General features: G+C 69.8%; 35 protein-coding genes. 26 read left to right on the forward strand and 9 right to left on the reverse strand.

The window, feature by feature from the left end; translation table 11 throughout:
• Positions 1-56 precede the first annotated feature (56 nt).
• From rplN to truA, 23 genes are all read left to right on the forward strand, one after another.
• Positions 57-425 (forward strand): 50S ribosomal protein L14, encoded by a 369-nt coding sequence (gene rplN / locus ACZ6W9_RS00090; RefSeq protein WP_179819688.1) that lies wholly within the window; start codon positions 57-59, stop codon positions 423-425.
• A gap of 9 nt (positions 426-434) precedes the next feature.
• The gene (gene rplX, locus ACZ6W9_RS00095; protein WP_389959244.1) at positions 435-731 is read left to right on the forward strand and encodes a 50S ribosomal protein L24; all 297 of its coding nucleotides are present in this window, start codon (positions 435-437) and stop codon (positions 729-731) included.
• Positions 731-1315, forward strand: a complete 585-nt coding sequence (gene rplE / locus ACZ6W9_RS00100; protein ID WP_389957991.1) for a 50S ribosomal protein L5 — start codon at positions 731-733, stop codon at positions 1313-1315. Before rplX ends, rplE begins: the two co-directional genes overlap by 1 nt.
• Before the next feature lie 2 nt (positions 1316-1317).
• Entirely contained in the window at positions 1318-1503 is a 186-nt protein-coding gene (locus ACZ6W9_RS00105; RefSeq protein ID WP_068896544.1) for a type Z 30S ribosomal protein S14, read from the forward strand.
• 154 nt (positions 1504-1657) lie between these two features.
• On the forward strand, positions 1658-2056 hold the full coding sequence (gene rpsH / locus ACZ6W9_RS00110) for a 30S ribosomal protein S8 (RefSeq protein ID WP_362942223.1): 399 nt from the start codon (positions 1658-1660) through the stop codon (positions 2054-2056).
• Between the two features lie 17 nt (positions 2057-2073).
• Positions 2074-2616 (forward strand): 50S ribosomal protein L6, encoded by a 543-nt coding sequence (gene rplF / locus ACZ6W9_RS00115; protein WP_389957993.1) that lies wholly within the window; start codon positions 2074-2076, stop codon positions 2614-2616.
• Positions 2617-2618: 2 nt separating this feature from the next.
• Complete coding sequence (rplR, locus tag ACZ6W9_RS00120) at positions 2619-3002, forward strand: 50S ribosomal protein L18 (protein ID WP_362942229.1); 384 nt, start codon at positions 2619-2621, stop codon at positions 3000-3002.
• 34 nt (positions 3003-3036) lie between these two features.
• Positions 3037-3669 (forward strand): 30S ribosomal protein S5, encoded by a 633-nt coding sequence (gene rpsE / locus ACZ6W9_RS00125; protein WP_179819682.1) that lies wholly within the window; start codon positions 3037-3039, stop codon positions 3667-3669.
• A gap of 3 nt (positions 3670-3672) precedes the next feature.
• The gene (rpmD, locus tag ACZ6W9_RS00130) at positions 3673-3855 is read left to right on the forward strand and encodes a 50S ribosomal protein L30 (protein ID WP_068896549.1); all 183 of its coding nucleotides are present in this window, start codon (positions 3673-3675) and stop codon (positions 3853-3855) included.
• Between the two features lie 2 nt (positions 3856-3857).
• Complete coding sequence (rplO, locus tag ACZ6W9_RS00135) at positions 3858-4313, forward strand: 50S ribosomal protein L15 (protein WP_362942233.1); 456 nt, start codon at positions 3858-3860, stop codon at positions 4311-4313.
• 180 nt (positions 4314-4493) lie between these two features.
• Positions 4494-5810, forward strand: a complete 1317-nt coding sequence (gene secY / locus ACZ6W9_RS00140; protein ID WP_362942236.1) for a preprotein translocase subunit SecY — start codon at positions 4494-4496, stop codon at positions 5808-5810.
• The gene (locus ACZ6W9_RS00145) at positions 5810-6460 is read left to right on the forward strand and encodes an adenylate kinase (RefSeq protein WP_362942239.1); all 651 of its coding nucleotides are present in this window, start codon (positions 5810-5812) and stop codon (positions 6458-6460) included. The genes secY and ACZ6W9_RS00145 overlap by 1 nt, the downstream gene beginning before the upstream one ends.
• A gap of 265 nt (positions 6461-6725) precedes the next feature.
• Positions 6726-7544, forward strand: coding sequence for a type I methionyl aminopeptidase (gene map / locus ACZ6W9_RS00150; protein ID WP_362942242.1), 819 nt, complete (start codon positions 6726-6728; stop codon positions 7542-7544).
• Positions 7545-7596: 52 nt separating this feature from the next.
• Complete coding sequence (locus ACZ6W9_RS00155; RefSeq protein WP_389957999.1) at positions 7597-8025, forward strand: DUF1707 SHOCT-like domain-containing protein; 429 nt, start codon at positions 7597-7599, stop codon at positions 8023-8025.
• Positions 8026-8190: 165 nt separating this feature from the next.
• Positions 8191-8679, forward strand: a complete 489-nt coding sequence (locus tag ACZ6W9_RS00160) for a hypothetical protein (RefSeq protein WP_470116449.1) — start codon at positions 8191-8193, stop codon at positions 8677-8679.
• Positions 8680-8878: 199 nt separating this feature from the next.
• Entirely contained in the window at positions 8879-9100 is a 222-nt protein-coding gene (infA, locus tag ACZ6W9_RS00165) for a translation initiation factor IF-1 (protein WP_012887858.1), read from the forward strand.
• A gap of 24 nt (positions 9101-9124) precedes the next feature.
• Entirely contained in the window at positions 9125-9238 is a 114-nt protein-coding gene (gene rpmJ, locus ACZ6W9_RS00170; RefSeq protein ID WP_003956441.1) for a 50S ribosomal protein L36, read from the forward strand.
• A 216-nt stretch (positions 9239-9454) separates the two neighbouring features.
• On the forward strand, positions 9455-9835 hold the full coding sequence (rpsM, locus tag ACZ6W9_RS00175; protein ID WP_362942251.1) for a 30S ribosomal protein S13: 381 nt from the start codon (positions 9455-9457) through the stop codon (positions 9833-9835).
• 45 nt (positions 9836-9880) lie between these two features.
• Positions 9881-10285, forward strand: coding sequence for a 30S ribosomal protein S11 (gene rpsK, locus ACZ6W9_RS00180; protein WP_020542285.1), 405 nt, complete (start codon positions 9881-9883; stop codon positions 10283-10285).
• A gap of 20 nt (positions 10286-10305) precedes the next feature.
• A complete protein-coding gene (gene rpsD, locus ACZ6W9_RS00185; RefSeq protein WP_362942254.1) occupies positions 10306-10932 on the forward strand; it encodes a 30S ribosomal protein S4 in 627 nt (208 codons plus the stop codon).
• Between the two features lie 100 nt (positions 10933-11032).
• Entirely contained in the window at positions 11033-12049 is a 1017-nt protein-coding gene (locus tag ACZ6W9_RS00190; protein ID WP_362942257.1) for a DNA-directed RNA polymerase subunit alpha, read from the forward strand.
• Between the two features lie 87 nt (positions 12050-12136).
• Entirely contained in the window at positions 12137-12643 is a 507-nt protein-coding gene (gene rplQ / locus ACZ6W9_RS00195; RefSeq protein WP_470116450.1) for a 50S ribosomal protein L17, read from the forward strand.
• A 147-nt stretch (positions 12644-12790) separates the two neighbouring features.
• The gene (gene truA / locus ACZ6W9_RS00200) at positions 12791-13669 is read left to right on the forward strand and encodes a tRNA pseudouridine(38-40) synthase TruA (RefSeq protein ID WP_362942263.1); all 879 of its coding nucleotides are present in this window, start codon (positions 12791-12793) and stop codon (positions 13667-13669) included.
• Here truA and ACZ6W9_RS00205 read toward each other — a convergent pair.
• The 3 genes from ACZ6W9_RS00205 to ACZ6W9_RS00215 all read right to left on the reverse strand — a co-directional run bounded on the left by ACZ6W9_RS00205 (position 13659) and on the right by ACZ6W9_RS00215 (position 17888).
• Positions 13659-15836 carry a DNA polymerase III subunit gamma/tau domain-containing protein gene (locus ACZ6W9_RS00205; RefSeq protein WP_470116451.1) on the reverse strand — a complete coding sequence of 726 codons (2178 nt, stop codon included), beginning with the start codon at positions 15834-15836 and terminating at the stop codon, positions 13659-13661. The genes truA and ACZ6W9_RS00205 overlap by 11 nt on opposite strands.
• Positions 15837-15942: 106 nt before the next feature.
• On the reverse strand, positions 15943-17082 hold the full coding sequence (locus ACZ6W9_RS00210) for a hypothetical protein (protein WP_470116452.1): 1140 nt from the start codon (positions 17080-17082) through the stop codon (positions 15943-15945).
• A 104-nt stretch (positions 17083-17186) separates the two neighbouring features.
• On the reverse strand, positions 17187-17888 hold the full coding sequence (locus ACZ6W9_RS00215) for a CAP domain-containing protein (RefSeq protein ID WP_389958017.1): 702 nt from the start codon (positions 17886-17888) through the stop codon (positions 17187-17189).
• Positions 17889-18298: 410 nt separating this feature from the next.
• Between ACZ6W9_RS00215 and rplM the strand changes: the two genes are divergently transcribed.
• From rplM to glmM, 3 genes are all read left to right on the forward strand, one after another.
• On the forward strand, positions 18299-18742 hold the full coding sequence (gene rplM, locus ACZ6W9_RS00220; protein ID WP_362942275.1) for a 50S ribosomal protein L13: 444 nt from the start codon (positions 18299-18301) through the stop codon (positions 18740-18742).
• 71 nt (positions 18743-18813) lie between these two features.
• Positions 18814-19335: a 30S ribosomal protein S9 gene (rpsI, locus tag ACZ6W9_RS00225; protein ID WP_362942278.1), complete on the forward strand. Its 522-nt coding sequence runs from the start codon at positions 18814-18816 to the stop codon at positions 19333-19335.
• 1 nt (position 19336) lies between these two features.
• Entirely contained in the window at positions 19337-20692 is a 1356-nt protein-coding gene (gene glmM / locus ACZ6W9_RS00230; protein WP_470116453.1) for a phosphoglucosamine mutase, read from the forward strand.
• 157 nt (positions 20693-20849) lie between these two features.
• Here glmM and ACZ6W9_RS00235 read toward each other — a convergent pair whose 3' ends face one another.
• From ACZ6W9_RS00235 to ACZ6W9_RS00260, 6 genes are read right to left on the reverse strand one after another with little or no spacing between them, the layout of a single operon-like run.
• Positions 20850-21317, reverse strand: coding sequence for a hypothetical protein (locus ACZ6W9_RS00235; protein ID WP_389958023.1), 468 nt, complete (start codon positions 21315-21317; stop codon positions 20850-20852).
• A 2-nt stretch (positions 21318-21319) separates the two neighbouring features.
• On the reverse strand, positions 21320-22669 hold the full coding sequence (locus ACZ6W9_RS00240; protein ID WP_389958026.1) for an AAA family ATPase: 1350 nt from the start codon (positions 22667-22669) through the stop codon (positions 21320-21322).
• Positions 22670-22720: 51 nt separating this feature from the next.
• Positions 22721-23437 (reverse strand): ABC transporter permease, encoded by a 717-nt coding sequence (locus tag ACZ6W9_RS00245; protein WP_362942284.1) that lies wholly within the window; start codon positions 23435-23437, stop codon positions 22721-22723.
• Positions 23437-24351 carry an ABC transporter ATP-binding protein gene (locus ACZ6W9_RS00250; RefSeq protein ID WP_362942287.1) on the reverse strand — a complete coding sequence of 305 codons (915 nt, stop codon included), beginning with the start codon at positions 24349-24351 and terminating at the stop codon, positions 23437-23439. Before ACZ6W9_RS00250 ends, ACZ6W9_RS00245 begins: the two co-directional genes overlap by 1 nt.
• On the reverse strand, positions 24348-25406 hold the full coding sequence (locus ACZ6W9_RS00255; protein ID WP_389958031.1) for an ABC transporter permease: 1059 nt from the start codon (positions 25404-25406) through the stop codon (positions 24348-24350). Before ACZ6W9_RS00255 ends, ACZ6W9_RS00250 begins: the two co-directional genes overlap by 4 nt.
• Positions 25399-26304: an ABC transporter ATP-binding protein gene (locus ACZ6W9_RS00260; protein ID WP_470116454.1), complete on the reverse strand. Its 906-nt coding sequence runs from the start codon at positions 26302-26304 to the stop codon at positions 25399-25401. Before ACZ6W9_RS00260 ends, ACZ6W9_RS00255 begins: the two co-directional genes overlap by 8 nt.
• Between the last annotated feature and the right edge of the window lie 196 nt (positions 26305-26500).

The raw sequence follows: 26500 nt of genomic DNA on the forward strand, positions 1-26500 counted from the left end.
CAGGTTCCGCAAGGCTCACCCGAGGGTGAGAACCGGCGAGACAAACAGGAGTACAAGTGATCCAGCAGGAGTCGCGGCTCAAGGTCGCCGACAACACGGGTGCCAAGGAGATCCTTTGCATCCGCGTGCTCGGTGGCTCGGGCCGGCGCTACGCGGGAATCGGCGACATCATCGTCGCCACGGTCAAGGACGCCATTCCGGGCGGCACCGTGAAGAAGGGCGACGTCGTCAAGGCGGTCGTCGTCCGCACTGTCAAGGAGCGCCGCCGGCCCGACGGCTCCTACATCCGCTTCGACGAGAACGCCGCCGTCATCATCAAGGACAGCGGTGACCCTCGTGGCACGCGTATCTTCGGTCCGGTCGGACGCGAGCTGCGTGACAAGAAGTTCATGCGCATCATCTCGCTCGCGCCGGAGGTGTTGTAAATGCCGAAGCTGCATGTGAAGAAGGGTGACCTGGTCCAGGTCATCGCCGGCAAGGACAAGGGTGCCAAGGGCCGGGTGATCGCCGCCTTCCCGCGCGAGGACCGCGTGGTGGTCGAGGGCGTCAACCTGATCAAGAAGCACTCCAAGGAGACCCACCAGGGCCCGCGCGGCGCCAAGACCGGCGGTGTGCAGACCATGGAGGCTCCCATCCACGTGAGCAACGTCAAGAAGCTCAAGGATGACGAGAAGCCTGCCAAGAAGGAGTCGGCCAAGTCCGCCTCCGACGAGTCGGGTGAGGACAACTGATGACCGCTGAGACCACCGAGACCGTCCAGGCCGCGCGGCCCGCCCCGCGCCTCAAGCAGCGCTACCGCGAGGAGATCATCGCGAAGCTGCGTGAGGAGTTCGGGATCGAGAACATCATGCTGGTGCCCACGATCACCAAGATCAAGGTGAACATGGGCGTCGGCGAGGCCGCTCGCGACTCGAAGCTCATCGAGGGCGCCGTCCGCGACCTCACCGCGATCACCGGTCAGAAGCCGGCCGTCGTCCGGGCCCGCAAGTCCATCGCCCAGTTCAAGCTGCGTGAGGGCATGCCGATCGGCGCCCACGTCACGCTGCGCGGCGACCGGATGTGGGAGTTCCTGGACCGGCTGCTGTCGCTGGCGCTGCCGCGTATCCGTGACTTCCGCGGTCTGTCGCCCAAGCAGTTCGACGGCAACGGCAACTACACCTTCGGCCTCACCGAGCAGGTCATGTTCCACGAGGTCGACCAGGACAGGATCGACCGCCAGCGGGGCATGGACATCACCGTCGTGACCACCGCTAAGTCCGACGACCAGGGCCGGGCGCTGCTCAAGCACCTCGGATTCCCCTTCAAGGAGGCCTGATCATGGCGAAGACGTCGCTCAAGGTCAAGGCTGCTCGCAAGGCCAAGTTCGAGGTCCGGGCGTACACTCGGTGCTCGCGCTGCGGTCGCCCGCGCGCCGTTTTCCGGAAGTTCGGCCTGTGCCGCATCTGCTTCCGCGAGATGGCGCACCGGGGCGAGCTGCCCGGCATCACCAAGTCGAGCTGGTAGCCGTCCGCGCGGCCGTACGGGTCCCGCAGGGGTCCGTGGAGCCGCGCGGCGCCGCCGGCCGCACCAGTAAGTCCATTCACCGGGCGCCGTCCCAGGCGCCCATGACCGCACCGCAGGTCCCCTGGGGAAACCGCGGTGAGGAAGGCCACCGGCCATGACGATGACCGACCCGATCGCAGACATGCTCACGCGTCTGCGAAACGCGAACTCGGCGTACCACGACACCGTGGCGATGCCGTACTCGAAGATCAAGGCGCACATCGCCGAGATCCTCCAGCAGGAGGGTTACATCCAGTCCTGGAGCGTCGAGGACGCCAAGGTTGGAAAGAACCTCGTGGTGGAGCTCAAGTTCGGGCAGAACCGTGAGCGTTCGCTCTCTGGCCTGCGCCGGGTCTCCAAGCCCGGCCTGCGGGTCTATGCGAAGAAGGACAACCTGCCTCGGGTCCTGGGCGGGCTGGGCGTCGCGATCATCTCGACGTCCGGCGGTCTCATGACCGACAAGCAGGCCGGCAAGCGTGGAGTGGGCGGGGAAGTCCTCGCCTTCGTTTGGTAGAAGGGAGAAGTCACAGCATGTCGCGAATCGGACGGCTGCCCATCCCTGTACCGAACGGAGTGGACATCGCCATCGATGGCCGGGACGTCACGGTCAAGGGCCCCAAGGGCACGCTTTCACACACGGTCGCTGAGCCGATCGAGGTCGCCAAGGGTGATGACGGCAATGTGACCGTCACGCGCCCCAGCGATGAGAACAAGATCCGTGCGCTGCACGGCCTGTCCCGCACGCTGATCGCCAACATGGTGACCGGTGTGACCCAGGGATACTCCAAGACCCTGGAGATCGTGGGCGTCGGTTACCGCGTCCAGGCCAAGGGCCCGAACCAGCTCGAGTTCTCCCTCGGCTTCAGTCACCCGGTGGTCATCGACGCTCCGGAGGGCATCACCTTCCGCGTCGAGAAGCCGACGCTGTTCCACGTGGACGGCATCGACAAGCAGAAGGTCGGCGAAATCGCCGCGAACATCCGCAAGTTGCGCAAGCCCGACCCGTACAAGGGCAAGGGTGTGCGTTACCAGGGCGAGGTTGTCCGCCGCAAGGTCGGAAAGGCTGGTAAGTAGGCATGGCTGGCAAGACTGCGTTCGGCAAGCACACGGCCGCTCGCGCCGTCTCGCGGGCCCGCCGCCACGGCCGAGTCCGCAAGAAGGTCGTCGGTACGGCTCAGCGTCCGCGCCTGGTCGTCAACCGCTCCACGCGGCACCTGTTCGTCCAGATCGTCGACGACGCTCAGGGCCACACGCTGGTGAGCGCCTCCACCATGGACGCCTCCCTGCGTTCGGCCGAGGGCGCCAAGACCGACAAGGCCAAGCAGGTCGGCGAGCTTCTCGCTCAGCGGGCCAAGGCCGCCGGGATCACCGCCGTCGTGTTCGACCGCGGTGGCAACCGCTACGCGGGCCGCATCGCGGCCCTCGCGGACAGCGCCCGCGAAGGCGGGCTGGAGTTCTGATGGCCCGTCTTACGAATGAGAAGAGGAACCACTAATGGCTGGAGCACCGCGTCGCGGTGGCGCCGCCGGTGGCGAGCGGCGTGATGGTCGTCGTGACGACCGCCGCGGTGGCAACGCCGACAAGGGCGTCTCGTACATCGAGCGCGTCGTGAAGATCAACCGAGTGGCCAAGGTCGTGAAGGGCGGTCGGCGCTTCAGCTTCACCGCCCTCGTCGTCGTCGGCGACGGCAACGGTCTGGTCGGCGTCGGCTACGGCAAGGCCAAGGAGGTGCCCGCGGCGATCGCCAAGGGCGTCGAGGAGGCCAAGAAGCACTTCTTCCGCGTGCCCCGCATCCAGGGCACCATCCCGCACATCGTGCAGGGTGAGGAGGCGGCCGGCGTCGTCTTCCTCCGTCCGGCCTCGCCCGGTACCGGTGTCATCGCCGGTGGCCCGGTGCGCGCCGTGCTGGAGTGCGCCGGCATCCACGACGTGCTGTCCAAGTCGCTCGGCTCGGACAACCCGATCAACATCGTGCACGCCACCGTGGCGGCTCTGAAGGGCCTCAGCAGGCCCGAGGAGATCGCCGCCCGCCGTGGCCTGCCGATCGAGGACGTCGCCCCCAAGGCCATGCTCAAGGCTCGCGCCGAGGGCATCGCCGAGGCGGCGGCGGCTAAGGCGGTGAGCTAGGCGATGGCACGCCTGAAGATCACCCAGGTTCGCTCGAAGATCGGCGGCAAGCAGAACCAGCGTGATTCGCTGCGCTCGCTCGGTCTGAAGCGCATCGGCGACGTCGTCGTCAAGGAGGACCGCCCGGAGATCCGCGGCATGGTCTCCGTGGTGACGCACCTCGTCACCGTGGAAGAGGTCGACTAGACATGGCAGAGAACACTCCGCTCCGTATTCACCACCTGCGGCCGGCCCCCGGCGCCAACAAGTCGAAGATCCGCAAGGGTCGCGGCGAGGCGTCCAAGGGCAAGACCGCGGGCCGTGGCACCAAGGGCACGCACGCCAGGACCACCAACACCCCCGGTTTCGAGGGTGGCAACGTTCCGCTCCAGCGTCGCCTGCCCAAGCTGAAGGGCTTCTCCAACGCCATGTTCAAGACGACCTACCAGGTCGTCAATCTGGACAGGCTCGGCGAGCTCTTCCCCGAGGGTGGCGACGTCACCGTCGAGGCGCTGGTCGCCAAGGGTGCGGTCCGCAAGAGGCAGCCGGTGAAGGTGCTCGGTACCGGCGACATCTCCGTGGCGTTGAACGTGCAGGCGCACGCCTTCTCCGCCAGCGCGAAGGAGAAGATCGCCGCTGCCGGTGGCTCCGTCTCCGAGCTGTAGGCATGGCATGACGTGGCGCGGGGGCTCATAATGGGCCCCCGCGCCCGTAGTGCGTTAGAGTTCGCTGGACAGTGGGCTTCGACTACTCATTTCCGCGGGCTCGTTGACTTGAGATAGTAAGATGCGCCACCCCCGCACCATCGTTGACCGACCTCGCCTTTCAGGCGCGCAGGAGGGACCGTGCTGACCGCGTTTACCCGAGCGTTCCGTACGCCGGACCTGCGCAAGAAGCTGCTCTTCACACTGGGCATCATCGCGCTTTTCCGACTCGGTTCGGTTCTTCCGACCCCGGGTGTAAACAACGAGAACATCGCCCGATGCCTCCAGCAGGCGCAGGCCGGCGATTCCGGAAACATCTACGGCATGGTGCAGCTGTTCAGCGGTGGCGCCCTGCTGAAACTTTCAGTGTTCGCGCTGGGCATCATGCCCTACATCACCGCGAGCATCATCCTCCAGCTCCTCGTTGTGGTCATCCCCCGGCTGGAGGCGCTGAAGAAGGAGGGGCAGGCGGGCCAGACGAAGATCACGCAGTACACGCGTTATCTGACGATCGGCCTGGCGATCCTGCAGTCCACCGCCTTCATCGCCCTCGCGCGCAGCGGGCAGCTGTTCCCGCAGTGCCGCGAAGAGATCCTCATCGACAAGAACAACATCTTCGCCATCGTCACGATGGTGCTGACGATGACCGCCGGCACCGGCGTCATCATGTGGCTGGGCGAGCTCGTCACCGACCGTGGCGTCGGCAACGGCATGTCCATCCTGATCTTCACCCAGGTGATCGCGGTCTTCCCGGCCGAGCTGCTGAACATCGCCCGCCAGAAGGGCGCCTTCGTCTTCGCGGTGGTGATCATCACCGGTATCGCGATGATCGCCCTGGTGGTCATGGTCGAGCAGGCGCAACGCCGGATCCCCGTGCAGTACGCCAAGCGCATGGTCGGCCGCCGGATGTACGGCGGGACCTCGACCTACATCCCCCTGAAGGTGAACCAGGCGGGCATCATCCCCGTCATCTTCGCCTCCTCGCTGCTGTATCTCCCGCAGCTGGTCACGACCCTCTTCAGCAACTCCGCGGAGGAGCCGAACCAGGTCGTCCAGTGGATCGACCAGAACCTGGTGCGGGGCGACACCCCGGCGTACATGGTCACTTTCTTCCTGCTCATCGTCTTCTTCACCTACTTCTACGTGTCCATCACCTTCAACCCCGTTGAAGTCGCCGACAACATGAAGAAGTACGGTGGGTTCATCCCGGGCATCCGCCCGGGCCGGCCGACGGCTGAGTACCTGAACTATGTGCTCACGAGGCTGACCGCTCCCGGCGCGCTGTATCTGGGCCTGATCGCCATGGTGCCGATCGTCGCGCTCGCGGTCGTCGGTGCGAGTCAGAACTTCCCGTTCGGAGGAACGAGCATTCTGATCATGGTTGGTGTCGGTCTCGACACCGTGAAGCAGATCGAGAGCCAGCTCCAGCAGCGCAACTACGAAGGCTTCCTGAAGTAGTGCGTCTCGTCCTGGTCGGGCCCCCCGGAGCGGGTAAGGGGACGCAGGCCCAGTTCATCGCATCGAACCTGTCCATCCCGAAGATCTCGACAGGTGACATCTTCCGTGCCAACGTCTCGGGCGGCACGGAGCTCGGCAGGATTGCCAAAGAGTACATGGACCGCGGCGACCTCGTGCCCGACGAGGTGACGATCGCGATGGTCCGCGACCGCCTCGCGGAGAGCGACGCGCAGGACGGTTTCCTGCTCGACGGTTTCCCCAGGAACGTGCCCCAGGCCGAGATCCTGAAGAAGATGCTCTCGGAGTTCGGCGCGGCCCTCGACGTCGTCCTCGAGCTCGTGGTCGACGACGAGGAGGTCGTGCGCAGGCTGGCGGGGCGCCGCACCTGCGGCCAGTGCGGCCGCATCTGGCACGTCGACTTCGACGACAAGAAGGACGACGTCTGCGACGTCTGCGGCGGTCGGCTGTACCAGCGTGACGACGACTCCGAGGAGACCGTCCGCCACCGACTGGAGGTCTACCAGGAGCAGACCGCCCCGCTCGTCTCCTTCTACGCCGACGAGGGCATCCTGATCGGTGTGGACGCCACCGGCCCGGTGGAGGAGATCACCCAGCGCGCGATGGAGGCTCTGCGCCCCTTCGCCGACTAGATCCCGGTCCGGAAGTGATCCGCCCGGGTCCCGGTTCGCGAGCGGCCCGTCCGGGTCCGGGAACGGCCCGGCGCGGGAACGGCCGGCTCGGGTCGGCTCCCGGGTCATGGCCCGGGGAACGGCCCGCGAGGCGGGCCGGCAGGCCGGAAATCTCATCCAGCACGCCACCCATGGGAACTCCACGGGTGGCGTGTTGTCATTTAGGGCAGAATCGGGGGAATTGGGCTCCTCGACCGCCCGTTGAACCACCCCAGGGGGTGCGCACGTGTTCAAGAAGAACAGGCACGGAATCCAGCTGAAGACGCCCGAACAGCTGGAGAAGATGCGGGCGGCGGGCCTGGTGGTCGGCCGGACGCTGCGACTGCTCCGCGAGAGCGTCCAGCCGGGGATGACCCCGCTGGACCTCGACGGCATCGCGGAGAAGGCCATCAGGGACGAGGGCGCGATCCCCTCCTTCAAGGGTTACCAGGGCTTCCCGGCGACGATCTGCGCGTCGGTGAACAACGAGGTCGTCCACGGGATTCCGAGTGACCGGCGCCCGCTGCGCGAGGGCGACGTCATCTCGATCGACTGCGGGGCCATTCTCGACGGCTGGCACGGCGACTCCGCGATCACGGTTCCGGTGGGCGAGGTGGATCCCAAGCTGACCGAGCTGATGCGGGTCACCGAGGAGGCCATGTGGCGGGGCATCGCCGCGCTCACCGTCGGCCGCCACCTCTCCGACATCGGCCACGAGATCGAGAGGTACGTCCGCTCCCAGGGCCGCTACGGCATCCCCCAGGAGTACGGCGGGCACGGCATCGGAACCGAGATGCACATGGACCCGTGGGTCGCCAACCACGGCCGCCCGGGCCGCGGGCCGCGCTTCGAGGCGGGCATGTGCTTCGCCGTCGAGCCGATGCTGAACCTCGGCACCGACCGGACCAGGGTGCTGGCCGACGACTGGACCGTCGTGACCGTCGACGGAAAGGCGTCCGCGCACTTCGAACACAGCGTCGCGGTGACCGATAATGGTCCGTGGGTACTGACCGCCCTTGACGGGGGGAAAGAGCGGCTTGCCGACCTGTTGGGAGACGCGGGCTAGGCGACCTGCCCGCCGGTGAGCGGATGTGATGCCGATGGCGGTTGGTCCGGAGATGCGTGCCTCTGACGGTGACCGTGACAGGGTCGCCGCGGCGCTGAGAGAGCACTACGCGCAGGGCCGGCTCAGCACGGAGGAGTTCGACGAGCGTCTGGAGCAGCTCTACACCAGCAAGACCTACGGTGAGCTGGCCCGGCTGACCTCCGACCTCCCCGACGTCGACCTGCGGAGCCTCCCCGAGCCCGCCTCCCGGCAGCCGGAGCGCCGTGCGAAGGCCAAGTCCGGCAAGAAGTCCGGCGACATCAGGGAGGCGTGGCAGGTCTGGGCGGTGGCCGTCGCGATCAACTGGGGGATCTGGTTCTTCGTCGGCCTGGTGAGCGGCCTCGACTTCCCCTATCCCTGGCCGCTGTGGGTGATGGGGCCGTGGGGCATGGTCCTGCTGGTCATCACGCTGCTCTCGGCGGGCCGCCGCGGGGACCGCTGACGACACCCCGCCGCCGGGGCCTTTCCGGCGTTGTGCGTGATCTTTACTCCCCGAGGGCCTTGCCCCGCGGGCGACCGGGTACATGATCGCCATCGGTGGGCCGTGAGGTGGGGGTGGGCGATGGGGCCTGGTCGCGACGTCGCGACGTGCGCGAGAGTCCTCGGGATGTGCGCGGCCGCGTTCGTGCTCGCCGGCGGCGCCGCAGCGGGGGACGACGTGAGCGTCACCCCGTCCACGGCCCGTCCGGGACAGCTCGTGATCGTCTCCGTCGACCCGTGCGTCGCCCCCGCGGTCGCCTACTCCGCCGCCTTCGACACCACCTCCGCCCGGCTCGGCGACCACGACGGCGCGATGTACGGCACCGCCCGCGTCAGCTTCGACGCCACCCCCGGCTCCTACGTCGTCACGGTCCGGTGCGTCAGGGGCGGGCCGTACAACGGCATGTTCACGGTGGGCGCGCCGCAGCCCGCCGGACACCCCGGAGGAGAGGCGGGGCGGGAGACGGGGGCGGCGTCCGTCGCCCGGACGCTGTGGCTGTTCGGGGCGCTCGCCATCGTGGTGACGGTGCTGGGAGCGGGGCTGACCCTGGCGAGCGGCCGCAGGGCGCGCGATGCCCGCGAGACCTCGCCGGCGCGTGAGGACGGCCTGATCTGAGGTATCCTGGATAGCGGTTGTGTCAAGGTACCGGCCGTCTGTTTCGCATTTCACCGCCCGGTGCCGTACACTCCTTCTTCGGTTCACTATGACCATTGCGTGTCGGCGGTTTCGCAACCGCCGCTCTCATCGAAGCGCGTGGTCGCGGCTGCTTAGTGTTCCGATGCCTCAGACGACCGATCAGTGAAACGCGAGGGCCATGGCCAAGAAAGACGGCGCCATCGAGATCGAGGGCACTGTGGTTGAGTCGCTCCCGAACGCGATGTTCCGGGTGCAACTCGACAACGGCCACAAGGTCCTGGCCCACATCAGCGGGCGGATGCGAATGCATTACATCCGGATCCTTCCCGACGACCGGGTTGTCGTCGAACTGAGCCCCTACGACCTCAGTCGTGGGCGGATCGTCTACCGATACAAGTAAGCGTCTGAGGGACGAATTAGGACTATGAAGGTCAAGCCGAGCGTCAAGAAGATCTGCGACAAGTGCAAGGTGATCCGCCGGCACGGTCGCGTCATGGTGATCTGCGACAACCTGCGCCACAAGCAGCGCCAGGGCTAGTCGCAGAACAAGGCCTTACATGAGTCCGCTCCACGTGGCGGACTCGTCCCATGTGGGGCCGTAAAACGCAAGCGCGTCTCACGCCCGCGCAGGCGGCCCGCATCGGGCCGGACCACGCGGGAGACCCCCGGTCGGAGGCCGGGGCCCTCGCCCCTGGGCATGGGGAGGGGCAGTGCGGCGCAGGACCTCCGCCACAACGAAGGAGAATGCCCGACCATGGCTCGCCTGGTTGGCGTCGACCTCCCCCGCGACAAGCGGCTGGAGATCGCTCTCACCTACATTTACGGAATCGGCCGCACCCGCGCGCTGGAGGCCCTCGCGGCCACCGGCGTGAACGGCGACCTTCGCGTTCACCAGCTCACGGACGACGAGCTCGTCCCGCTGCGTGACTACATCGAGGCCAACTTCAAGATCGAAGGTGACCTCCGCCGCGAGGTCCAGGCCGACATCCGCCGCAAGATCGAGATTCAGTGCTACCAGGGCATCCGGCACCGCCGCGGCCTTCCCGTGCACGGTCAGCGCACGCAGACCAACGCGCGTACCCGCAAGGGCAAGAAGAAGACCGTCGCCGGCAAGAAGAAGCCCGGTAAGAAGTAGTCCGCGTAGCCGCAGGACCGAAGACCTCAGGAGTGAAGGCAAGCTATGCCTCCTAAGAGCCGCCAGGGCGCGCCCAAGAAGGTGCGTCGCAAGGAAAAGAAGAACGTCGCTCATGGGCACGCCCACATCAAGAGCACGTTCAACAACACGATCGTTTCGATCACCGACCCGAACGGGAACGTGATCTCCTGGGCCAGCGCCGGCCACGTCGGGTTCAAGGGCTCTCGCAAGTCCACCCCGTTCGCCGCCCAGATGGCCGCCGAGAACGCCGCCCGCCGCGCCATGGAGCACGGCATGCGCAAGGTCGACGTCTTCGTCAAGGGCCCCGGCTCCGGCCGTGAGACCGCGATCCGCTCGCTGCAGGCGACCGGGCTCGAGGTCGGGTCCATCCAGGACGTCACCCCCGTGCCGCACAACGGCTGCCGTCCGCCCAAGCGCCGTCGCGTCTGACGCCCAGGAGAAGATAGAAAATGGCTCGTTACACGGGTGCGGACTGCAAGCTCTGCCGCAGGGAGAAGACCAAGCTCTTCCTCAAGGGCAAGAAGTGCGAGTCCGCGAAGTGCCCCATCGAGATCCGTCCTTACCCGCCGGGTGAGCACGGCCGCGGCCGTCCGAAGGAGTCTGAGTACCAGCTCCAGCTTCGTGAGAAGCAGAAGACCCGCCGCATCTACGGCATCCTCGAGAAGCAGTTCCGCAACTACTACGAGGAAGCCAACCGCAAGGGCGGCAAGACCGGCGAGAACCTCCTCCAGATCCTGGAGAGCCGTCTCGACAACGTGGTCTACCGCGCCGGTTTCGCCGAGTCCCGCGACGCCGCCCGTCAGCAGGTGCGCCACGGCCACTTCCTGGTGAACGGCAAGAAGGTCGACATCCCGTCGTACCGCGTGCGCGAGCACGACATCGTCGAGGTGCGGGAGCGTTCGCGCAACCTGCTGCCCTACGAGGTCGCCCGCGCCACCGCCGGTGACCGGACCTTCCCGGCCTGGCTGGGTGTGGCCCCCGAGGCCATGCGCGTCCTGGTCCACCAGCTCCCGGTCCGCCAGCAGATCGACACGCAGGTCCAGGAGCAGCTGATCGTCGAGCTCTACTCCAAGTAGCGCTCACACGGGTGCCGTACGGCTCAGCCGTACGGCACCTATGCTGTTTGTAACGAGCGACGTCAAATAGCGGGCGTCGCCATGCAAGGGGAGAACCCACATGCTGATCGCTCAGCGTCCGACCCTCCTTGAGGAGTCCCTCGAGGAGACCCGCTCCAAGTTCGTCATCGAGCCGCTGGAGCCGGGCTTCGGTTACACCATCGGCAACTCGCTGCGCCGCACGCTGCTGTCGTCCATCCCGGGCGCGGCCGTGACGAGCATCCGCATCGAGGGCGTGCTGCACGAGTTCTCGACCGTTCCGGGGGTCAAGGAGGATGTCACCGACATCATCCTGAACCTCAAGGAGCTGGTCGTGTCCTCCGAGCACGACGAGCCGGTCGTGATGTACCTGCGCAAGCAGGGCCCCGGTGACGTCACCGCCGCCGACATCGCGCCCCCCGCGGGCGTCGAGGTGCACAACCCCGAGCTGCGCATCGCCACCCTGAACGGCAAGGCGAAGCTGGAGATGGAGCTGACCGTCGAGCGCGGTCGCGGCTACGTCTCCGCCGCGCAGAACAAGCAGCCGGGCCAGGAGATCGGCCGGATCCCGATCGACTCCATCTACTCCCCGGTGCTCAAGGTCACCTACAAGGTCGAGGCGACCCGTGTCGAGCAGCGCACCGACTTCGACCGTCTGATCCTGGACGTCGAGACCAAGCCGTGCATGAAGCCCCGCGACGCGGTGGCCTCGGCCGGCAAGACCCTCGTCGAGCTGTTCGGTCTCGCCCGCGAGCTGAACGTCGAGGCCGAGGGCATCGACATCGGCCCGTCGCCGACGGACGCGGCCCTGGCCGCCGACCTGGCGCTGCCGATCGAGGAGCTGAACCTCACGGTCCGCTCCTACAACTGCCTCAAGCGCGAGGGCATCCACACCGTGGGTGAGCTCGTGGCCCGCAGCGAGCAGGACCTCCTGGACATCCGCAACTTCGGTGCGAAGTCCATCGAGGAGGTCAAGCAGAAGCTGCACGAGATGACGCTCGCGCTCAAGGACTCCCCGCCCGGGTTCGACCCGACCGCGGTGGCCGGCGGCGGCTACGACGACGACGACAGCGCGTACGTCGAGACCGAGCAGTACTGAGTTTCATCAATCGGGGGCCACTGAGGCCCGCCGGCCCGACCCCGGTACCTCGTACGGCCGGGGCGGGTTAACTACAAGGAGATCGAAATGCCTCAGCCCGCCAAGGGTGCCCGTCTCGGTGGAAGCCCCGCTCACGAGCGGCTGATCCTGTCGAACCTGGCCACTCAGCTGTTCCAGCACGGCCGGATCACCACCACGGTCGCCAAGGCCAAGCGGCTCCGCCCGCTGGCCGAGCGGCTGATCACCAAGGCGAAGAAGGGCGACATCCACAACCGTCGCCAGGTGATGACCATCGTCCGCGACAAGGGCGTCGTCCACCACCTGTTCACGGAGATCGCCCCGACCTTCGCCGAGCGTCCCGGTGGCTACACCCGGATCACCAAGATCGGCAACCGTAAGGGCGACGCCGCCCCGATGGCCGTCATCGAGCTGGTGTCCGAGCCGCTGAACACGGTCCGCACCACCGCGGCCCCGGCGACCCCGGCCCCCAAGGCCGAGGAGACCAAGGTCGAGGAGACCGAGGAGACCCCGGCCGAGGAGACCGCCGAGGCTCCGAAGGCCGAGGAGACCGAGGCCAAGAAGGACGAAGCCTGATCCGTCAGGCCCGCTGAACGGGCCCGGCATCCCTTTCCCGGGTGCCGGGCCCGTTCCACGTTCATCAGGGGACTCAGGAGCTCAAGGACTCGGGTGCTCAAGGACTCGGGCGCTCAAGGGCTTGAAGGCGCTCAAGGGAGGAACATCGTGGTACGGCTGCGCCTGGACCTCGCCTACGACGGCACCGACTTCTCCGGCTGGGCCAGGCAGCCGGGTCGGCGGACGGTCCAGGGGGAGATCGAGGAGGCGCTCGGGAAGGTCCTCAGGGTCCCCGATCCGCCGGCGCTGACCGTGGCCGGCCGGACCGACGCGGGGGTCCATGCCCGGGGCCAGGTGGCGCACGTGGACGTGGACGCCGCGATGCTGGGCGCACTGGACAGCCGGCACCGCCGGACCGAGCCCCTCCCCGGTCCCGAGACGGCGGAGGGCGTCGCCGTACGGCTGCCCGTGCTGCGCCGCAGGCTCGCCGGGATCCTCCCGCCGGACGTCAGGGTGCACGGCGTCACGGCGGCCCCGGAGGGCTTCGACGCGCGGTTCTCCGCGGTGTCCCGCCGCTACGCCTACCGGGTCTGCGACGCCGCCGGCGGGGTGGACCCGCTCCGCCGTCACGAGGTCGTCTGGTACGGCCGGCCCCTCGATCTCGGCAGACTGAACGAGGCGGCGCGAACCCTGCTCGGCGAGCACGACTTCGCCGCGTTCTGCAAGAAGCGCGAGGGAGCCACCACGATCCGCGAACTGCAGCGGCTCGACTGGGTGCGAGAGGGCGACCTCCTCGTGGCCACCGTGGTGGCCGACGCGTTCTGCCACTCGATGGTCCGCGCGCTCATCGGGGCGCTGCTGCCCGTCGGCGAGGGCCGCCTGCCGGTGGACTGGCCGGGCGGGGTGCTGACGCGGGCCGTGCGCGACTCCGGGGTGCGCGTCGCGCCGGCGCACGGCCTCTGCCTGGAGGAGGTGCGCTACCCCGAGCCCGGGGAGCTGGCCCGGCGGGCCAAGGAGACCCGCCGGGTGCGCACGCTCAGTCGGTGACGGACGCGCCGCCGGTCTGACCGGCCTGCCCCGCGACCGCGCGCTTCTCGACGGCCTTGGCGGTCGCGTCCCGGAAGGCTCCGCTGACCCTGCCGAGGACCTTCTCCTTGGCGGTCGGGGTGTGGCCGTCGCTGAAGGTGGCGTAGCTGAAGACGATGTAGCGGCCCCACACCATCCCCGACGCGTAGCCGCCCGCGATGCTCACGCGTTCGGCCCCGGATCCGGCGGCCCCGGACAGGCCGCGGAACCACAGGTTGGTGCCGAGGTTCTTCTCCTGGTCGGCCGCGATGGCCGACGCCCGGTCGGGCAGCACGGCGATCCCGGTGGTCACGGCGTACTTCCGCTTCTTGTCCACGTACGTCGCGCGCAGCACCTGCCGGCAGTCGCGGTTGCTCAGCGCGCTGGCGAACTTCCCGGCCGCCGCCTCCTGGCACTGCTTGGCGACGTCGGTCTTGACCCGGACGAAGGTGGCCGAGCCCACGGTGACCTTCTTGGTGAAGGCGTCCGTCACGGTCATCTTGCCGGGGTCGGTCTTCTCCGAGTTGATCACCTGGGCGTCGGTCAGCTGAGGTTCCTCCGTGGCCGCCGGGGGGTCCGTGGGACCGGTGTCCCCGGCGGTGGGGGCCGGTTGGGCCACGGCCGGCGGTTTCGGATCGTCGGAGGACCGCTGGACGAGGACGACGCCGGTGCCGACGCCGGCCGCCAGGACCACCGCCGCGGCCGCCAGGATCACGACCCGGTTCCGCCGGGTGGCGGGGGGCGCGGCCTGCGGGGCGAACTGGACGGGAACCATCGCCGAGGGTGGGGTGAAGGGGCCGCGCTCCTGCGCGACCGCCTGTATCGGGACGGGCGGCTGGGCCGTCTGCGCCGCGGGGATGGGCGGGAAGAGCGGCGGCAGCTCGGGTATGCCGCCCGGCGGGGCCGCCTCCCCGGCCGGCGCGGGACCGGCGGGCAGAGGGCCGGGGGGCAAGGGAGAGGCCTCAGATGCCTCGGAGGCCGCCGAGCCCTCGCGCGCCGGGTGCGGCGCGCCCGGTGGGGACTGCCCGGCGGGCGCCTGCGAGGCCGCCTCCGGCGTCGCGTCCGGTACGGCGGAAGCCGCGGGGACGGCGCCGGGGGAGCCGGGAGGCGCGGGGACGGCGCCGGGGGAGCCGGCGGCGGCCGCTCCTGCGGCCGCCTGATCCTGGTCGGGCACGCGCGGGGGGACGGTCCCCCCCGCGGGCGCGTCCTGCCCGGGGCCCGCGGGCCCGGCGGGCCGTTCCGCGGCGGCCGCACCGCCGGACCCGGCCTCGGCGGCGGGGTCGCCCCCGGGGCCGTCCGCGCCGGGTGGCCGGACGGCGACGCCGCCCGGCCCGCCGGGACGGCCCGCGGCGTCGTCGTGCTCGGTCCAGACCGGCTCGCCGGTGGCGGCAGGCCACCGCGGGCCGTCATGGGCCCCGGGTTCGGTGGAGGGCCAGACCTGCATCCCGGCGGCGGCCGCGGTGAAGGCGGGCGGCGGCTGCCAGGGCGGGGCCCCCGGCACGATCGGCGCGGTGGTCAGCGGGACGGGTGACCCGCCGCCGGGGCCGCCGGGCTGCTCCGGAGCCGGCGGGGCCGCCCACGCCGGGCCGGACGGAGAGGGGGCGGATGTGCCCGCCGCTCCCGCCTGCGGGGCCCAGGGTGGTGAGGAGGGGTCCCGAGGAGCCTCCTGAGGGGATTGCGGAGCCGCCGCCCACGGAGGAGCCCCGGAGCCGCCGCCCTGGGCGCTCTGGGCGTTCTGAGGGCTCTGCGGGCTCTGCGGGGTCGCGGGGCCCGCCCACGGCGGCCCGGAGCGCCCCGGCGGCGTGGGCGCCCCGGGCTGCGGGACGCCGGGCCGCGAGGCAGGGGGCTGCGGCGGCTGGAAGGACTGTGGAGGCTGGGAGGGCCGTGGGGCCTGCGCCTCGTCGTCGGGGTCGGCGTACCAGTCGTAGGGGGCGCCGTCGTCGGGGACCGTCCACGGCTGGGCCGCGCCCGGAGCCTGCTCCGGCCACGCCGAGGGGTCCCGGGACTGGTCGTAGGGCTGGTCGTCACCTGAGGGGGCGGTCCGCTGCACCGGCGGCGAAGGCTGGCCGAAACTCGGCGGAGGCGTCGTCGGTGCGGCCGAACGTTCGGCTTCGCGTTCGTGCTCGGACCCGGATTCCTGGCCACGCATACGGGGAAGCGTAGCGATAGCCGCAAGATCGTCAGGCGGGTATGGGCGTCCGGGGCCGTATCGGCCCGCCCGTCTCCCGGCCGGAGACAGGCGGGCGAGCCCTCCGTCAGGGGCGCTTGCCGGTCAGCGAGCGTGCCTCCAGCGCGGGCGTGACGGTCGCGTCGACGGCCCCGAAGGCCGCCTGGTTCAGCTTCTTGACCTCGGTCTTCTTCGGCAGATGCCCGTCTTTGTACTGGAACCAGACCAGCACGGCGTAGTGGCCGTGGGTCCATCCGCCGGCGAACGCCTCGCCGCTGCCGAGAGATTTGGTGACTTTGTCCTTACCGGGCAGCGCCTTGAGATATTCCTCCAGGGATTTGCCCCGCACCGTGGAGACGACCTTGGACGCCGAGGCCGAGGTCTTGAGATTGGCGACCCCGACGGTGCCGATGATCTTCCCCGAGGCGTCGCGGAAGCTGGCCCGCAGCAGCTGGTTGCATTTGCCGCCGGTCAGTGCCTTCTGCAGCTTGTCGCCCACCACGGCGTCCTTGCACTTGGTGTCGTTCCTGCGGACGGTCATCTCGAACCTCTGGCCGCCGTGCGCGACCTTCTTCCGCTTGAACAGCTCGTCGAGGGTGAGCCTGCCGGGGTCGGTGGTCCGCGAGGCGGCGAACCCGAACTTGCCGTCCGGCACGTCGGGCAGCTGCGCGCCCGAGCTCTCGGCCGGCGGGCTCGCGGTGGCGGACGGCGGGACGTCGTCGGAGCCGGCGAGGGCCGCCAGGCCGAACCCGGCGGCGACCAGCACGGCGAGCCCGGCCCCGATGAAGATGAACGGCCGGTAGGAGCGGGGGCCCTCGTCGTAGGGGCTCCACATCGCCTGGCGCGGCTGCTCGGGCGCTCCGGCCGGCTCCCCGGTGGCGCGGGGGGACCCCGTGCGCCGCCGGGAGGTCCGCTCGTACGGCGCGGCGCCGGACCCGGCGTCCTCCCCGGCGGGCGACTCCCCGGCGGACGGTGCGGCCTCGTGGCGTTCCGGGGGCGGTTGCGGCGCGCCGTACGGCTGCCCGGATCCGCCGCGGGGCTCGGAGGCACCGTACGGCTGTTCGGAGGGCCTGCCCGGTGAGGCGAACCAGCCGCCGTCACCGGTGGGCGTGACCCCGGGCCGGTCGTGCGGCGGGGACCCTGGCGGGTGCTCACCGCGCGAGGGCGGCGTCGGCGCGTCGGGCAGGACGTACGGCTGGCGGCGCGGCGGTTCACCGGGAAAACCCATGCGCCGAGACTAGGCCATGTGCTTCAGATCTTCCGCCCGCCCGCGGCCCGCCCGCGCGGATCGGCCCGGGGCCCCGCCGGGGCCCCCCTCCCCGCGGCGCGGGTCTAGCTGTAGCCGAAATCCTGCGTCCACCAGGGGCCGTCCGGGCCCTCGGCGAGCCCGACCCCGGTGGCGGCGAGCCTGCAGTCGAGGATGTTGCGCCGGTGGCCGGGGTTGGCCATCCAGTTGCGGACCGTTTCGGCGGCGGTGAAGTAGCCGCGGCCGATGTTCTCGGCGCCGCCGTCGCGGTAGCGGGCCGCCTCCATCCGCTTCCAGGGCGAGGCGCCGTCGGGGGAGTTGTGGGAGAAGAGCCCGCTGGCCGCCATCTCGGCGGAGTGGACCCGGGCGGACCTGACCAGCCGCGCGTCGATCCGCAGCGGCGCGCAGCCGGCCCGCCTGCGCTGGGCGTTGGTCAGCCGGACGACGTCGCGCTCCATCGCGCTCAGGGACGTCATGACCCGGGTCGTGCCCGTGTCGTCGCCGTTGAGATAGCGGGGGGCGTCCTCGGTGGGGTCGGTGAGGGGGTGGCGCGGGCCCCTGCTGGCACGCGCGGTGGGCCGTGGCGAGGACGTCACGGGGGCGGTGGGGCGCACGACCCGGGCGAGCGGGCCCCGGCCGTCGGGCCGCCCTCCGGCGGCCGAGGGAGAGGGGCGCGCCGGGTCGGCGTTGTTCAGGTACACCTGGCCGGTGGTCGTCGTCTCGCGGCTGTTCCTGCCGAGCAGGAACCCCAGCAGCAGAACGAGGGTCAGGCATGCGAACAGCCCCATGCGGCGAAGGCTGGACCGATGGGTGCGCCGGGCGTGAGGGGACTGCCACATACCGCTGTCAAAGATAGAGATGTTTCGTAAGAGGAAGAAGAGAATGCCCGGAACGTAGCGGAACCGTTCTGGTGAGCCGGGTGCGGCGATCCCGGAGCAGTCGCCTGGCATGGGTACACTGGTCGCAGGCACCGGCGTGTGGCCGGGTCTCTTTGACCCGTACCCTCCATCACCGGTACCCTCTTAGTTTGTTGTGTGCGAATTGGTCTCCTTCGTCAAGACCGATACGCGGCGCGTCCGGCGTCATCTCCTGAAGGCTGGGAGACGGAAGGTCCGGGCTGTCGTGTGCCCGCACCTACCGACCAAGCCGCTGTCGTTTCCGACAGTCCCGAAGACGCGAGCAAAGAAGGCATACGACCGTGCGCACGTACACACCCAAGCCTGCTGAAGTCGAGCGTCAGTGGCACATCATCGATGCCACCGACATCGTGCTCGGCCGGCTGGCAAGCCACGTCGCGATCCTGCTTCGCGGTAAGCACAAGCCGACCTTCGCCAACCACGTCGACACCGGTGACTTCGTGATCGTCATCAACGCCGACAAGGTCGCCCTGACCGGCAACAAGCTGGAGCAGAAGAAGGCTTACCGCCACTCGGGCTACCCCGGCGGTCTGCGTTCCATGACCTACGGCGAGCTCATGGACAAGCGTCCTGACCGCGCCGTCGAGAAGGCCGTGCGGGGCATGCTCCCCAAGAACGCCCTCGGCCGAAAGATGATCAAGAAGCTCAAGGTCTACGCCGGCTCCGAGCACCCGCACCAGGCTCAGAGGCCGGTGCCGTTCGAGCTGAACCAGATCGCCCAGTAGTCGCCCAGCTGCTTATCGCCAGCAGCGCCGGTCCGACGGCCGGCGCCAAGTAGGAAAGTAAGAGGAGAACCGTGGCTGAGCCCACCGGTGTCGAGACGCCCGTCGAGGGTGAGCAGGAAACGTTTCTGTCGGAGGAGTTCCCCTCCGAGTACACCACCGAGTCCGTTGCCGGCGGCGAGGCCGCCGTCCGCAAGCCCATCACGACGGGCAACTCCTACGGCACCGGCCGCCGCAAGGAGGCCGTCGCCCGCGTCCGCATCGTGCCGGGCACCGGCAAGTGGACGATCAACGGCCGTCCGCTGGACGTCTACTTCCCGAACAAGGTCCACCAGCAGATCGTCAACGAGCCCTTCGTGACGCTCGGCGCCGAGGACCAGTTCGACGTCATCGCCCGCATCGACGGCGGCGGCGTGACCGGCCAGGCCGGCGCCCTGCGCATGGGCCTCTCCCGTGCGCTGGCCACGCTGGACGTCGAGGTCAACCGCCCGCCGCTGAAGAAGGCCGGCTTCCTGACCCGTGACGCCCGCGCCACCGAGCGCAAGAAGTACGGCCTCAAGAAGGCCCGCAAGGCTCCGCAGTACAGCAAGCGTTAAGTTGGGGCGCCTCTTCGGCACCGACGGGGTCCGTGGGGTCGCGGGAAGCGACCTCACGGCCGAGCTGGCCATGGAGCTGTCCGTGGCCGCGGCTCATGTCCTCGGCGACGCCGGAGCGTTCAACGCCGGTACGGGGCGGCACGACCGCCCCGTCGCGGTCGTGGGCCGGGACCCGCGGGCTTCAGGAGAGTTCCTGGAGGCCGCCGTGGTCGCCGGCCTCGCGTCGTCCGGCGTGGACGTCCTCCGGCTCGGCGTGCTGCCCACCCCGGCGGTCGCTTACCTCACCACGGCTCTCGGAGCCGACACGGGCGTGATGATCACCGCCTCCCACAACCCCGCCCCCGACAACGGGATCAAGTTCCTCACCCGCACCGGTCACAAGCTGCCCGACGCGGTGGAGAACGAGATCGAGCGGCGCCTCGGCGAGAAGTGGGACCGCCCGGTCGGCGCCGCGGTCGGCCGCGTGCGCGAGGCGTACGGCGAGGCCGACCGTTACGTGTCCCATCTGCTGTCCACCATGACGGGCCGTCTGGACGGCCTGCGGGTGGTCGTCGACTGCGCCAACGGCGCGGCCCACGTGGTCGCCCCCGAGGTTCTGCGCAGGGCCGGCGCGACGGTCGAGACCATCGGCGCGAGCCCGGACGGTCTCAACATCAACGCCGGGGTCGGCTCCACCCATCTGGAGCGGCTCCAGGAGGCCGTGGTCTCCGGCGGGGCCGACGTCGGCATCGCCTACGACGGCGACGCCGACCGCTGCCTGGCGGTGGCGCACACCGGCGAGGTGGTCGACGGTGACCAGATCATGGCGGTGCTCGCCCTGGCGTTGCGCGCCGAGGGCAGGCTGGCGGCCGACACCGTGGTCGCAACGGTCATGTCCAACCTGGGCTTCAAGATCGCCATGCGGAACGCCGGCATCGAGGTGGTCGAGACCGCCGTGGGCGACCGCTACGTGCTGGAGGCCATGAAGGCGGGCGGCTACAACCTCGGCGGCGAGCAGTCGGGTCATGTCCTGATGCTCGACCACGCCACCACCGGCGACGGCGTGCTGACCTCCCTCCATCTGCTGCAGACGGTCGCCCGCGAGGGCAGGCCACTGGCGGAGCTCGCCTCGGTGATGACCCGGATGCCGCAGGTCCTGATCAACGTCAAGGACGTCGACCGGACCAAGGCCTCGGTTCCGGAGCTGTCGGCGGCGGTCGCCGTGGCGGAGTCGGAGCTCGGGGAGACCGGCCGGGTCCTGATCCGGCCGAGCGGCACCGAGCCGATGATCCGCGTCATGGTCGAGGCCGCCTCGGCGGAGCAGGCCGAGCTGATGGCGGACCGCCTGGCCCAGGTCGTCCGCACGGCCTGCGCCTGACCACCGGACCGCCGGAGCGTTCGAACGAAGGGGGGGGGGGGGGGGGGGGGGGGGGGCCCCCGCCCCCCCCCCCCCCCCCCCGCCGGGGGGGGGGGGGGGGGCGGGGGGGGGGGGGGGGCCGCCCCCCCCCCCCCCCCCCCCCCCCCGCCCCCCTTCGTCACGAGTGGGAATGGAGCTGGCCGTCGAGCGTCCAGATGCCGACCTCCACCCCGGTCACCCTGCTCCGATAGAGCTCCCGTTCCGTGAGAATGCAGAGGTCTCCCAGGCCGAGTTTCGCCATCACGTGATCGGAGAACGGTGTTCCGGTGCCGGCTCCGGCGAGGAGCCGCCGGAGGAAGTCCTCTCCCCACTCGACGGTGTGCAGGACCCAGGGTGCCTGGCCGGTGATGACCAGTTCGAGGAGCTGCTGAAGCCTCTCGGCGCGATCCCTGCGAATCCGGCCGTCCGGGAGCTGGGCGATGTGGTTGCCCGTCTCGATCACCGCGGTGACGGGCAGGATGAGGTCGCAGTCCCTCTTCTCTTCCCGCCACTGCCGTACCACGTTCTTCCGGCTCTGGTTCTTACCGGGGACGTCGAGGATGTTGCAGAGCACCGACGTGTCGACGAACTCCACCCTGCGTCTCACCGTCAGCCGATTCCCATCAGCCGGTCGAACTCGGTGAAATCGCGCTCGCGGGCGGGGGTTTGCTCCAGGAGGCCGGAGGTGACGACCGTGCCGAGATCGCCCTGGGCCATCAGGCTGGGATACCCCTCCATCTTCGAAAGCCCCCGGAGACGGGAGAGACCGGTATTGCGATCACGGGAGCAGACGACGACACGTTTGTGATCATCCGCGTCCAGGGCGGAGAGCAAGGCGGGGCTGTGCGTGGTGAAGATCACTTGGGAGGCGTCCTCCTGTGTGGCCTGCCTGACCAGATCTAGTATCTGACTGGCTTGAGAGGGGTGCAGGCCGTTCTCCAACTCCTCGATGACCAGAATCGGTGATCTGCGGTCATCCTCCGCGCCGCGCCCGCCGAGGTCGAGGTCCCGCCCCTGGCGGAGCAGGCTCGTGGCGATCGCGGTGAACCTCAGCAGGCCGTCGCTCATCTCCCTGGCCGGAGTGACCGCCCCGTCCTCGCGCAGGGCCACCATGACGTCGTTGAGCTGGGAGCGGATGATCTCGATTCCGGCCACGTCATGCTCGACGAGATCGCGCACGCGAGCGACGAGCTGCCGGAACCGATCGGGGTCGTGCCGCTCCATGTGACCGATCACTGCGGAGAGGTTCTCCGCGGTTCTCCTCAGCCGCGTGTCACGGCTGGGAACGTACTGCCGCATCAGGTGTGGCACAGGGTCCAGGTGGAAGACCCCGCGAAGCGCCTCCAGGACGTCTTCCGCCGCGGCGACCACCCGGCGCTCGGCCTCCGTCTCGCCCGGGAGCCGCAGTGGAAGCTGGCTGGTGAGCAGTCGTGTGGAGCGGAACGACGCCCGAGGGTCACGACCCGGGCGACCGTTGTACCAGGAGGCGTCGATGCTGCCGGACCCCGGCTGGGTGTCCACCGTCCTCAGCAGATCATGGGCTATCCGGCCTTGCGGGTTCCGAGTTGAACGGTGTTTTTCGGAGATGCCGACGAGTGTCTCACTGAGGATCTCAGGTTCCGGATGGACCTGGACGGTGATATCGAGTTTGACCAGGAAATATCCCTTATCGATCCGATCGAGGGAGAGAAGAGTGCAGCCCAACTGGAATCTGTCGCTTCCATGGGGAGGACACCCTTCTATGCCTCCTCGCAGTGGACCCTCATCGCCCCGCCTGCTGTCGAGCGCGTCGACGAGGTCCGCTCCGGACGCCAGGCGGGAGAGCACCTCCAAGCCGTCCAGCGCGTTCGACTTACCGCTGCTGTTGCGGCCGATGAGCGTCGTCATGCCACCCAGTGGGAGCGTCTCGTCGCGGAAGGTCTTGAACTCGGTGAGACGCAGCTCCGTCAGAGACCTCATGTGTGAACGGTACATGCGCGCCCCCTCGCCGGGGCGCGCATGCCGCCGGAACTACTCGTCGCCGGTGAGGGAGAAGCCCCGCAGGCGGTGACCGGCCCAGACGACCGCGCCGACGGTGACGACCAGCAGGGCGACGGAGGCGAAGCCGATCGCGATCCCGGTGGACAGGAACGCCGATGACGACACCTGGTCGGCGACGGTCTGGGCCCACTGCTGGATGGAGAACCTGCGGGCGCCCGGGACGAAGTTGCCGACCACGCCCTCCCACACCAGGGCGTAGGCGATGCCGATCGTGACCGCGTGCCGGGTGATGATGCCCAGCAGCATGAACACCGCGGCGTACGCGACGCCCCCGGCCAGGGCGCCGGCGGTGAAGCCGTACGCGATGCCGGACTCGGAGCCGACCAGCAGGTAGGCCGCGGCGAAGGTCGGGACGGCGCCGAACAGGGCGAGCAGGGAGGCGGCGACGGCGAACTTGGTCCGCGCGATGACCGGCCGGGAGATCGGCTTGGACAGCAGGTGGACGACCGTGCCGTCCTCGATCTCAGGGGCGATCACGCCGGTGCCCGCGATCAGGCCGAGCAGCGGCAGCATCGTGCCGATGGCGAAGGTCTGCAGGAGCGTGATGGTCGCCTGCTCGCCGGCCTCGCCGATCCAGCGCAGCAGCACGGCCAGGCCGAGGAGCACCAGTGGGAGCAGGACGAGCAGCCAGATCCTTCTGCGGCCGAGCAGCGCGCGGTAGGAGATCCCGGCGATGACACCGTTCATCAGCTGCTCCTGTCGATCAGGTAGGAGAAGACGCTTTCGAGGTCCTCGTCGGCAGGGGAGACCTGCGTGATCCGCACCCCCGCGTCTCGGGCGACCCTGGGCAGCAGGTGGGTGAACCGCCGGAAGTCGACGGCCTGCACCTCCAGGCCCTGCCCGGTGAGGGAGACCGCGCTGGAGGAGGGGTCGGCGACCAGGGCCGACGCCAGGCGGCGGTCGTCGCTGGAGCGGATCCGGAACACGTGCGGCCGGTCGGTCATCCTGCGGCGGATCTCGCGGAAGTCGCCGGAGGCGGCGTGCCGGCCGGCGACCATGACCTCGATGTGCTGGGCGACGCGCTCGACCTCCTCCAGGATGTGCGAGCTGAACAGGATGGTCTTGCCCGCCGCCCCCATGCCGGTGACCAGCTCCATCAGGTGCATGCGCTGGCGCGGGTCCATGCCGTTGAAGGGCTCGTCGAGCAGGAGGACCTGCGGGTCGTGGACGAGGGCGGCGGCGACCTTGATCCGCTGCCGCATCCCCTTGGAGTAGGTCTCGATCCTGCGGTCCCCGGCGGGTTCCATCTCGACCAGGGCGATCGCCTTGCGGGCGGCGTCCTCGGGGTCGGGGAGGCGGTGCAGCCGGGCTCCGGACAGCACGAACTGCCGGCCGGTGAGGAAGCCGTAGGCGGCCTCACGCTCGGGGACCAGGCCGATGGAGCGGTAGACGCGGTGGTTGCGCCAGATCTTCGTCCCGTCGAGGGTCACCGTGCCGCTGGACGGGGCGAGGAACCCGGCCATCATGTGCAGGAGCGTCGACTTGCCGGCGCCGTTGGGTCCGAGCAGGCCGGTGACGCCGGGGCCGATGGTCATGGTGACGTCGTTGACGGCGACGACGTTGCCGTACCAGCGGGAGACCTGGGCCAGTTCGATCCTCATTGCGAGGCCGCCTTCCGGTAGCGCAGGATCAGGGCGGTCACGGACAGGGCGATCAGCAGGGCCACGGCCAGGATCGTCACGGCGACGCCGGCGCCCGCCGGGTAGGTGGTGGGGCCGGACGCCTTCGCGCCGAAGACGCCCACCTGGACCGCGGCGTCCACGAGGAAGAACGGATTGATCATCCACGCCCACGCGGCGGCGGTGTAGTCGTTCACCGATTCCAGCATCGCCGCGAGCGCACCCGAGACCGCCGAGGTGAGCAGGTAGAACGCGATGACCGCGGCGACGCCCAGGCCGCGCCGCGGGGTGAAGGAGGCGATCGCCACGCCCAGGCAGGACAGCGTCACGGCGAGGACGGCGGCCCCGGCGAGGGCGGTGAGATAGCCGGAGACGTTGGTCGGGCCGGGCAGGTCGATGACCAGTTCGCCGATGAACAGCACGGTGAGCGGGACGGCCAGGATCAGGAACATCGCCGCGGTCATCGCGGCGACCTTGGCACCGACGTAGTCGACGAGCCGCACCGGCCGCGACAGGTAGAGCGGCAGCACCCGGAAGCGCAGGTCGGGCGCGACGGTGTAGGGGGACTGCGCGGCGAGGAAGACGGCGATCACGACCTGCATGATGGTCGCGTAACCGGTGTAGGTGATGATCCCCTCACGCTTGATCAGCGCCATGACCCCGATGGATACGACCGTGGGGAACATCATGACCGTCGCGAGCGCGAACGGGATGATCTTCGATCGGGCCGGGCGGCCCAGTCCGAACACCCCGCGCAGGGTGTGCAGGGTCAGCGCCGCGACGGCGTGGGCGCGGCCGAGCCGTACCCCTTCGTAGTGGCGGTAGCCGATGTCGTGGATGACCCCGGCGGGGGCCGGGGTGAGCGCGCCGGAGGGCGCTGGGGGCGTCTCGGGCACGGCGGTCCTCTCGCGGGTGCGACCGGGGCCCGCCGGGGGCCCGTCCGGGCGGATGGGCGTGTCGCGGCCGGTCAGGTCGTCCGGCTGGTCGGGCGGGCGGGGCCGGTTCCGGTCGTCCGGCGGGCCGGGCAGGTCAGGCATCGGCGGGCTCCCGGAAGACGTCCTCGATGCGCTGGCGGCCCTGCTCCATGCGGACGAGGTGCAGGCCGAGGTCGCAGACGGCGTCGCGGAGCGTGTCGAAGGTCTCCGGCTCGCCGACCTCCACCAGGAGCGTCCGGCCGTGCGGGGTGACGGTCTCGCCCAGTTCGGTGAGCCGGGCGGCCAGGGCGTCGCGGCCCTCCTCCACCTCCACCACGACGGTCCGGGTGGTCTGCGTGAAGTCGGAGATGGGGGAGGAGCGCAGCAGCCTGCCGCCGTCGATCACGATGACGTGGTCGCAGATCCGCTCCAGCTCGCCCAGCAGGTGGGAGGTGACGAGCACGCTGATGCCGAACTCGGTGCCGATCCTGCGGATCAGCGCCAGCATCTCGTCGCGCCCCTGGGGGTCCAGCCCGTTGGTGGGCTCGTCCAGGAGGACCAGCCGGGGATCGTGCGCCAGGGCCTGGGCCAGCTTGACCCGCTGCTTCATGCCGGTGGAGTAGCCGCCCATGGCGCGGTAGCGCTCCTCGTACAGGCCGACGTGGCGCAGCACGTCGGCGGCGCGCTCGCGGGCCGCCGTGCGCGGCAGGCCGGCCATCTGGCCCATGTGGACGGTGAACTCCGTGGCGGACAGGTCGGGGGGCAGGCAGTCGTGCTCGGGCATGTACCCGACGGTCCCGCGGATCTCCGCGCCCCGGGTCGTCACGTCCATGCCCAGCACCTCGGCGCGGCCGGCCGAGGGCGCGAGCAGACCCAGCAGGATCTTGATCAGCGTCGATTTGCCCGCGCCGTTCGCGCCGACCAGGCCGGTCACGCCGGGGCCGACCTCGACGGTGAGCCCGTCGAGTGCCGTCACCCGGGGGAATCGTCTGGTGAGTCCCTCGGTGGCGAGGATAGTCATACCCGGACACTATCCACCGGCCGTGCCTGGTTCCTCCGCCGTGCGGACGAATCCGCCTCGGCCGAAAGGCCGGTTCGGCTCCGGCCGTACGGTTTTCACCCGGTTCGGGCTGCCGCCCGGTTCCGGCCGTACGGTCTCCGCCCGGCTCGGGCTTTCGCCGGGTCCGGGCTTCCGTCCGGTTCCCGCCGGCCGCGAT

The sequence above is a fragment of the Streptosporangium sp. NPDC053982 genome (assembly GCF_055585205.1).

What these genes read in the sequence shown, in the direction of transcription:
- rplE (WP_389957991.1), top strand. Translation starts at nt 731, where the DNA reads ATGACCGCTGAGACCACCGAGACCGTCCAGGCCGCGCGGCCCGCCCCG.
- ACZ6W9_RS00105 (WP_068896544.1), top strand. Translation starts at nt 1,318, where the DNA reads ATGGCGAAGACGTCGCTCAAGGTCAAGGCTGCTCGCAAGGCCAAGTTC.
- rpsH (WP_362942223.1), top strand. Translation starts at nt 1,658, where the DNA reads ATGACGATGACCGACCCGATCGCAGACATGCTCACGCGTCTGCGAAAC.
- rplF (WP_389957993.1), top strand. Translation starts at nt 2,074, where the DNA reads ATGTCGCGAATCGGACGGCTGCCCATCCCTGTACCGAACGGAGTGGAC.
- rplR (WP_362942229.1), top strand. Translation starts at nt 2,619, where the DNA reads ATGGCTGGCAAGACTGCGTTCGGCAAGCACACGGCCGCTCGCGCCGTC.
- rpsE (WP_179819682.1), top strand. Translation starts at nt 3,037, where the DNA reads ATGGCTGGAGCACCGCGTCGCGGTGGCGCCGCCGGTGGCGAGCGGCGT.
- rpmD (WP_068896549.1), top strand. Translation starts at nt 3,673, where the DNA reads ATGGCACGCCTGAAGATCACCCAGGTTCGCTCGAAGATCGGCGGCAAG.
- rplO (WP_362942233.1), top strand. Translation starts at nt 3,858, where the DNA reads ATGGCAGAGAACACTCCGCTCCGTATTCACCACCTGCGGCCGGCCCCC.
- ACZ6W9_RS00155 (WP_389957999.1), top strand. Translation starts at nt 7,597, where the DNA reads ATGCGTGCCTCTGACGGTGACCGTGACAGGGTCGCCGCGGCGCTGAGA.
- ACZ6W9_RS00160 (WP_470116449.1), top strand. Translation starts at nt 8,191, where the DNA reads ATGTGCGCGGCCGCGTTCGTGCTCGCCGGCGGCGCCGCAGCGGGGGAC.
- infA (WP_012887858.1), top strand. Translation starts at nt 8,879, where the DNA reads ATGGCCAAGAAAGACGGCGCCATCGAGATCGAGGGCACTGTGGTTGAG.
- rpmJ (WP_003956441.1), top strand. Translation starts at nt 9,125, where the DNA reads ATGAAGGTCAAGCCGAGCGTCAAGAAGATCTGCGACAAGTGCAAGGTG.
- rpsM (WP_362942251.1), top strand. Translation starts at nt 9,455, where the DNA reads ATGGCTCGCCTGGTTGGCGTCGACCTCCCCCGCGACAAGCGGCTGGAG.
- rpsK (WP_020542285.1), top strand. Translation starts at nt 9,881, where the DNA reads ATGCCTCCTAAGAGCCGCCAGGGCGCGCCCAAGAAGGTGCGTCGCAAG.
- rpsD (WP_362942254.1), top strand. Translation starts at nt 10,306, where the DNA reads ATGGCTCGTTACACGGGTGCGGACTGCAAGCTCTGCCGCAGGGAGAAG.
- ACZ6W9_RS00190 (WP_362942257.1), top strand. Translation starts at nt 11,033, where the DNA reads ATGCTGATCGCTCAGCGTCCGACCCTCCTTGAGGAGTCCCTCGAGGAG.
- rplQ (WP_470116450.1), top strand. Translation starts at nt 12,137, where the DNA reads ATGCCTCAGCCCGCCAAGGGTGCCCGTCTCGGTGGAAGCCCCGCTCAC.
- ACZ6W9_RS00205 (WP_470116451.1), bottom strand. Translation starts at nt 15,836, where the DNA reads ATGCGTGGCCAGGAATCCGGGTCCGAGCACGAACGCGAAGCCGAACGT.
- ACZ6W9_RS00210 (WP_470116452.1), bottom strand. Translation starts at nt 17,082, where the DNA reads ATGGGTTTTCCCGGTGAACCGCCGCGCCGCCAGCCGTACGTCCTGCCC.
- ACZ6W9_RS00215 (WP_389958017.1), bottom strand. Translation starts at nt 17,888, where the DNA reads ATGGGGCTGTTCGCATGCCTGACCCTCGTTCTGCTGCTGGGGTTCCTG.
- ACZ6W9_RS00240 (WP_389958026.1), bottom strand. Translation starts at nt 22,669, where the DNA reads ATGAGGTCTCTGACGGAGCTGCGTCTCACCGAGTTCAAGACCTTCCGC.
- ACZ6W9_RS00245 (WP_362942284.1), bottom strand. Translation starts at nt 23,437, where the DNA reads ATGAACGGTGTCATCGCCGGGATCTCCTACCGCGCGCTGCTCGGCCGC.
- ACZ6W9_RS00250 (WP_362942287.1), bottom strand. Translation starts at nt 24,351, where the DNA reads ATGAGGATCGAACTGGCCCAGGTCTCCCGCTGGTACGGCAACGTCGTC.
- ACZ6W9_RS00255 (WP_389958031.1), bottom strand. Translation starts at nt 25,406, where the DNA reads ATGCCTGACCTGCCCGGCCCGCCGGACGACCGGAACCGGCCCCGCCCG.
- ACZ6W9_RS00260 (WP_470116454.1), bottom strand. Translation starts at nt 26,304, where the DNA reads ATGACTATCCTCGCCACCGAGGGACTCACCAGACGATTCCCCCGGGTG.